Below are 6,389 nucleotides of genomic sequence, written 5' to 3' on the forward strand. Positions count from 1 at the left end.
TGCCTTGTTAAAGCGTATTCATTGAGGTTGTCAACTAAATTATTAAAACATTTGTACTCATTTCAGTATAAAGTGTGAGTCTTAATATAGTATCTATATACTATAGCAGTTACAACTAAAGCGTTAGCCAGCTAAAAACTTGCTCAACAGTTAGGGATAAATCTATGTTGCTGAGAATGGGTAACGAGTCTCCACCTGTGAGCATTTCAACTCGTTGATTTGGGAATATGGTTAAAATGCTGGCTTCTTCTGGAAAAATCAACCAGCCTAGTTCTGTGCCATTTTGGGAACAGTGTAGCAGGTTACGGAGAACTTTGGCTTGGCTTTGGTCTGGGGAAAGGATTTCTATAGCCCAGTCGGGATGAGTTTGAAAGCGGTTGGCTATTCTGCCAGATGCTTCACGGGGAATGCGTTCCCAACGAAATACTGCAATATCAGGAATTATGGCAGCACCGCCAAAAACACAACGCAGTTCGGGGAAAGCAAGGGCAATTTTTGGAGGTTTGGCTGTTCTGTTAATTGCTTCACAAAGTTCTACTTGTAATAGGCTATGTTCTCCTTGAGGCATGGATTTTTGGCTAACTTTTCCGTCTATATATTCGGAAGCGGGTTTAGTTTCGGGAAATTGCAGGAATTCTTCTAAGCTGATTGATTTGACTAGCGTACTCATCGTTATTCCTCGTCAAATTCTCTTACTTGTATTTTAGTTTTTCAATTTGTTAAAAAACCCCTACAAGAGTTAACTTACAGGGGTTTTTGTTTAAGCGGGCGGCGGGAATCGAACCCGCATTATTAGCTTGGAAGGCTAAAGTTTTACCACTAAACTACGCCCGCAAAAAGAGAAAATATTTAATTAGCTCAATGTCTTAATATACAAACTTCACATAAAATGGAGATACGTTTTAGCTTGCACACAGACATAACTAAGTATAGCATACAATAATTTTATTGCACAATATAATTTTCAAACTATTTTAAGTCCAGCATTTTTGCTAGTATTGAAAAATGACCAAAAAATCCGATGCTGACCGGGAGTCAGTTGATTCTCAGCAATTTACCGAGCCGACTGATGGCAAAACTAAGTCGGTAGATAGTGCTTGGTCAAACCGTATTATTAATATCTGGAATAAAACTACAAACCGCTTGGGGAATCTCGTACCTGTAGAGCAAGTAACACAGACCATAGTTCAATGGTTTAGTGTGAGTGAGGCTGAGGTAGCAGAGATTTTGGCGACAGTTAGAGCCGAACTCCCAACCACAGAGGCTTTGCTGATTGGTAAGCCCCAAACTGGCAAAAGTTCAATTGTCCGGGGCTTAACGGGAGTATCTGCGGAAATTGTCGGTCAGGGTTTTCGCCCCCACACTCAACATACCCAGCGTTACGCCTATCCTTCTAATGAACTACCGTTGCTGATTTTCACAGATACGGTGGGACTGGGAGACGTGAATCAGGATACCCAAGCGGTTATTCAGGATTTGATTAATGATTTACAAGAATCTAACCGTCGGGCTAGAGTCCTGGTTTTGACAGTTAAAATCAATGATTTCGCCACTGAGACACTGCGACAAATTGCGGAAAAACTCCGTCAGCAGTACCCAGAGATTCCCTCTCTGCTGGCTGTTACCTGTTTACATGAAGTTTATCCCCCCAGTACAGATGACCATCCTGATTATCCACCAGACTATGAGGAAGTCAACCGCGCCTTTACAGCCATTGAGGAAGCTTTTGCTGGATTATACGATCGCTCTGTTCTGATTGATTTCACTTTAGAAGAAGATGGCTATCATCCTGTATTTTATGGCTTAGAAGTATTACGGGATTCCCTAGCGGAAATACTTCCAGAAGCAGAATCCCGTGCAATTTATCAGTTATTAGACGATGCAGCTGGTAAGCAACTGGGCGACATTTACCGGGATACTGGTCGGCGTTACATTCTCCCATTTTCGATTATGGCAGCGGCCTTGGCGGCTGTGCCATTACCATTTGCTACTATGCCAGTTTTGACTTCCTTGCAAGTCTCAATGGTAGGTCTTCTAGGTAAATTATATGGGCAAACGGTAACACCATCACAGGCAGGAGGTGTTGTTAGTGCGATCGCAGGTGGTTTTTTAGCCCAAGCTGTTGCACGAGAGTTAATCAAATTTGTGCCTGGTTTTGGTAGCGTCATCGCTGCTTCTTGGGCTGCTGCTTACACTTGGGCGCTGGGAGAAGGTGCTTGTGTTTATTTTGGTGACTTAATGGGTGGTAAGAAGCCCGATCCTCAAAAAATTCAGGCTGTGATGAAAGAAGCTTTTCAGAAAGCACAGGAAATGTTTAAAGGTATCAAAACTTGAGAGGATATCTGAAAATCATTTGACAAACACAATCAGGCTTCACCGAAAACGCATATTTAAATTCGGTCGTTGTTCGCACCCTCTTAAAAAACCGAAGATTTATTTTCTGTTGCTTGAACAAACGCCTCAAATTTACCGTTGGGTGTCCATTGGATAGCGCCGTCATCTCTAGTTAAAAATAATTGTGTCTGGTTTTTACTCAATTCAGACAGAGTTTTTGAATCAACATTACCATAAGAGGCGATCGCCACCTGTGGTTGAAACATTTGTACTAAATCTCTCAAAGACTGAGGGCTACACCACAACACTTGCGGACGCAGCAAGCTTCCCGCCTTATATAGCTGTTCCACTTCAGTAGGCTTAACATTACCTACCAATAGCCAATTCTGACCTTGAATTTGAAATTGTAAAATAGGTAACTGCTCATTAATTAACTGAGCCACTACCGAACCAGTATTTACTGTTTGACCCGGTGCTAAAGGCTGATATGTTCCTTCTTGCTTTTGAACTTCCTGTTGAATTGCCTGAATACCAATGGTATTTTTTAAATTGGGTGAATATTCATAAAAATTTTTGATAGGTAGAGTTTGCAGCACTTCCAACCAAGCATTGTTATCTTGATATTTAGAATTACTAGCGATTGCGCTCCGCGCACTGCCATAGGCAATCGCCCAATCTATTTGATTAACGCCCTGCTGTTGTAGAAATGGTAAAATTGTGAAGCGTCCAGTCCCCTCATCACCACTATTAATCAGCGTCACCGTTCCTCGGTCTTGAATGACTACAACTGGTTCTGTACCTGCGGCTAAGACCGTAATTCTAAATAATGTATTTGCAGAGTACCAAAGTGGAATCAGTACCAAACTAATAGCCATTAAAGCTGCAAACCACCAGCGTTTCTGCCACCAACGGACTAGCCAAACCGCAATAACGACTGCATATATCCCTACTAACTGCCACGTAGATATACTTCCTACACTGAGAGAATTACCCGGTAAGTTATTAAATGATTCGACTAATTTAATCAACCAATCAGTAGGAAAATATAATACACCAGCCAAAGCGCTGCCACCAGCAGGCCAAACTAATGCGGCGATCGCACTGATAATTCCACCTATACTAATGGTTGCAATCAAAGGAGTACTGATGATATTCAGTAGCAAAGCATAAGCAGGTACAACCCCAAACACGAACAGTTGCAGTGGTAAAGTCCAAATTGTAGCAGCCAGAGGAACAGCAATTAAAGAGGCGATCGCCAGTGGTAGCCAATCTAAGCGTTTCACAAGTGCCGGAACTGTAACAATTAACCCTAGTGTGGCTAAAAAACTCAGTTGAAAGCCTAAATCCCAAATCCATAACGGGTTAATCAACAATAATATAGTTGCAGCCAAGAGCAGAGAGCCAAATTGTTTAACCTTTCTTTTTAATAGCAAACCAACTAACGCCGCAAAACCCATAATTACGGCTCGCAGCACCGAAGGCTGAAACCCTGTTAAACTCAGGAAAATAATTAACGCCAAACAGCCAAAAGTAAATTGTGTTCCCTTAGATGCACGACTTGTCAGCTGTAGAATCAAACCCAAGACCAAAGAAACGTGAAATCCTGAAGCAGCCAAAGTGTGAGCCAAACCAGCTTTCACAAACAAATCACGGATATCGTAGGGTAAATCAACCGCCCTACTACCCAGAACCATTGCACTAACAAGGGGACCGGCTGGAACACCTAACCAACGAACTTGCGATCGCACAATGCGTTGCCGAACTTGCCACCATCCCCACTTACGTTCATCATACTGATCAAGGACATTAATCTGTCTGCCAGTCAAACCAGCAAATATTCCCTGTTGCTGGAGAAACTTCTGAAAATCGAAAGCACCAGGATTTGATGCAGTTCTCGGCTTGTATAAAACTCCAGTCACCGCAACTTGTTGACCAGGATATAACCCAGTAGCCTGAAGTATTGGCACTGTCACATATAATTTACCTGTCACCCCCTTAGAAACATCTACCGGGCCAGTTTCATTTTTCACCTCATCCAGTTGAGTCGCTGCTAACACAAATTGACCTCGTTGGCTACGAGTCAAACGGGGATTACTCGCCACCTCCCCACGCACAATCACCAATTGTTGTTGATTACCGTTATTTTCTGAAGCAATAAACGTACTTATATCATTTTCATTTGGTTGTGGCGATCGCCATTGAAAATACCCAGTTGCTAACAACCCCACCAACCCAGCAACCAGCCATATTCTAGGATGGGGAGTATTTTGCCAAATATTAGGGACACCCTCAGTTTTACCACCAGCATTTTCGGATTTTTGAGCAAATCGCCCTAATCTGCGTCTTCCAAACAGAACTGCTCCCACAACCCCACAACCCAGAACCCAAAACCCACCCCCAGGAACACCCGTCAACAGCAATCCTAGAATAAAGCCAAGACAGATAAACACACCACTTGTCTGAATCATAAATCACTCATAAAAAAACTTACGTGTTCGTAGTAAGGGCTTTAGCCCTGAAAACCCCGAATGCTAAACAAATAACTACAAACCACAAACTTCCATTTATACTTAAGCAAATATAACTGACAGTTGATTTAGAAACTTCCCAATAAAAAAATATCCCCAAAGATTATCTTGTGAACGGGGCAAAGATACCCGCTAATCACTCATTTGTAGCTGTTCAAAAGTCCTAATCTGCACAGACTTCGCCTTTGATGTCCCTCAAATTCTCCCCTCTCCTTACCAAGGCTACGGTGTACACACATCCTGATTCAAAGAGAGTTTCCAGCCCTAAAAACAAGATTTCTGATTAAATCTTGTTCCCCTCCTCGCTTGCACCGGAGGGGCTAGGGGTGGGGTTTTATGACGCAAAAGAGAATTTCCTGACTTGTGTGTACACCGTAGTTACCAAGGTGGGGGTGAAGTTCTATATTTTCAAATTCTCCCCTCTCCTTACCAAGGAGAGGGGTTGGGGGTGAGGTTCTGTATTTTATTAATCCACATTCCTCTTAATACATTACCAAACTTAAACTGCTATCCCCTTCAGCAGAGGAAAACCCAACTTTTCTCGTTGCTCAACATATAGATGAGCCACCTTCCGAGCCAAATGACGAATCCTCCCAATGTAACGAGTTCTCTCCGTCACCGAAATCACACCCCTAGCATCCAGCAAATTAAACGTGTGCGAACACTTCATCACATAATCCAGACTCGGTACAACCAACCCACGCTCAGTCAATTGACTAGCTTCCTGCTCATATAAAGTAAACAGTGTCAGCAGCAACTCAGGATTCGACCCCTCAAAATTGTAAGTACACTGCTCAATCTCACTTTGCAGAAAAACATCACCATAAGTAATAGTGTCCGTCCAATCAATCTTAGTAATAGCTCCCACCTGCTGGAGATACATCACCAGCCGCTCCAACCCGTAAGTAATTTCAATCGATACAGGACGACAATCAATTCCCCCACACTGTTGGAAATAGGTAAATTGAGTAATTTCCATTCCATCTAACCAGACTTCCCAACCAGTACCCCAAGCGCCCACCGTCGCATCTTCCCAGTTATCCTCCACAAACCGAACATCATGATCTTCTGGACGAATGCCCAAAACCCTTAAAGAATCGAGATAAATATCTTGAATATTATCCGGTGACGGCTTAATCAACACTTGGTACTGATAATAATGTTGAAAACGATTCGGATTTTCGCCGTAACGGCCATCAGTAGGACGACGACACGGTTCAACATAAGCAACAGACCAAGGTTCGGGCCCCAACGCCCTTAAAAATGTATGAGGGTTTTTAGTACCCGCCCCCTTCTCAATGTCGTAAGGCTGGGCAATTAAGCAACCACGTTCACCCCAAAACTGATGCAATAAAGTAATGACAGACTGAAAATTCACGCTCTACCCTCCCATAATCAGCAAAGTGCATAAACCATTGTTGCCTACAACCTAGCACTGTGGGGAGTTTCAGAGACATGAAAAAAAAGATTCCAAATAAATTGAAAAAACAGTTGACAAAGATAGGAGCGCTCGTTATATTAGATAAG

The 6,389-nt window shown here is 42.7% G+C and carries 4 protein-coding genes and 1 tRNA gene; 1 reads left to right on the top strand and 4 read right to left on the bottom strand.

Annotated features, from left to right (window positions below):
- Positions 1-115: 115 nt before the first annotated feature.
- Both ACM0OW_RS09275 and ACM0OW_RS09280 read right to left on the bottom strand, forming a co-directional pair.
- On the bottom strand, positions 116-670 hold the full coding sequence (locus ACM0OW_RS09275) for a Uma2 family endonuclease (RefSeq protein ID WP_414549750.1): 555 nt from the start codon (positions 668-670) through the stop codon (positions 116-118).
- Positions 671-763: 93 nt separating this feature from the next.
- Positions 764-834, bottom strand: a tRNA-Gly gene (locus ACM0OW_RS09280).
- A 171-nt stretch (positions 835-1,005) separates the two neighbouring features.
- On the opposite strand from ACM0OW_RS09280, the gene ACM0OW_RS09285 reads away from it, so the two are divergent.
- A complete protein-coding gene (locus ACM0OW_RS09285; RefSeq protein WP_414549751.1) occupies positions 1,006-2,334 on the top strand; it encodes a GTPase family protein in 1,329 nt (442 codons plus the stop codon).
- An 83-nt stretch (positions 2,335-2,417) separates the two neighbouring features.
- Here ACM0OW_RS09285 and ACM0OW_RS09290 read toward each other — a convergent pair whose 3' ends face one another.
- Positions 2,418-4,802 carry a ComEC/Rec2 family competence protein gene (locus ACM0OW_RS09290; RefSeq protein ID WP_414549752.1) on the bottom strand — a complete coding sequence of 795 codons (2,385 nt, stop codon included), beginning with the start codon at positions 4,800-4,802 and terminating at the stop codon, positions 2,418-2,420.
- Positions 4,803-5,361: 559 nt separating this feature from the next.
- Positions 5,362-6,240, bottom strand: coding sequence for a glycine--tRNA ligase subunit alpha (gene glyQ, locus ACM0OW_RS09295; RefSeq protein ID WP_414549753.1), 879 nt, complete (start codon positions 6,238-6,240; stop codon positions 5,362-5,364).
- Positions 6,241-6,389 lie beyond the last annotated feature (149 nt).

Origin of the sequence: Anabaena sp. CCY 0017, assembly GCF_963920885.1 — a bacterium.
Classification (GTDB): domain Bacteria; phylum Cyanobacteriota; class Cyanobacteriia; order Cyanobacteriales; family Nostocaceae; genus Nodularia.